Annotated in this window: 1 protein-coding gene; it reads right to left on the bottom strand. The window is 72.0% G+C overall.

Features of this window, described 5'->3' with window-relative positions; genetic code table 11:
* The coding region (locus BAY1663_RS22880) for a DUF2868 domain-containing protein (protein WP_037045491.1) at positions 1 to 576 on the bottom strand (576 nt) is incomplete at both ends.

Raw genomic sequence — 576 nt, 5'->3', positions numbered from 1 at the left:
AGTTCGATGGCCACCAGCACGGCGCCCTCGCTGCCCTCCAGCCGGGTGCCGGCGCTCGGCGCGTGCAACTGCGCCGGCGCCGCATCGTTGATGCCGAGGCGTTCGCTGGGCGGCTGCAGGCGTTCGCGCAGCAGGCGGTAGGCCGGCAGGTTCAGATCGAGTCGTAGCGCTGTGCGGCCACGGTGCCAGCGCCACAGGCAGAAACCGGCCAGCAGCAGGCGCGGCAGCAGGCCGTAGACCAGCAGCACGCCGACCAGCCAGCCGGCCCAGTGTTGCCGGGCGTTGTCCAGATCGCTGCCCAGCGCGCCGCTGGCGCGGATCTGCTCGACGTCCGGTATGCCGAAGCCGAGCAGCGTCGGCAGCGCGCCGAGGGCCTGGGTAAGGGTGACGAAAGCGTTTTCGCCGAGGATGGTGGTTTCCCAGACGAAGCCGTAGCGGCGCGTCGCCAGCAGGGCCAGCAGCGTGAGCAGGGCGCTGGTCATCGCCAGCAGCCACAGCCCATGCACGCCGATGCCGAGCAGCCAGCGGCCGAGGCGGCGCTGCTGCAGCACGGCGAGCAGCGCCGCGCTAGCAGCA

Source organism: Pseudomonas sp. BAY1663 (assembly GCF_000582595.1).
Lineage (GTDB): Bacteria > Pseudomonadota > Gammaproteobacteria > Pseudomonadales > Pseudomonadaceae > Stutzerimonas > Stutzerimonas stutzeri_AF.
Note: the sequence above shows the minus strand (reverse complement) of the source record. Positions and strands in the feature narration are given on the sequence as shown.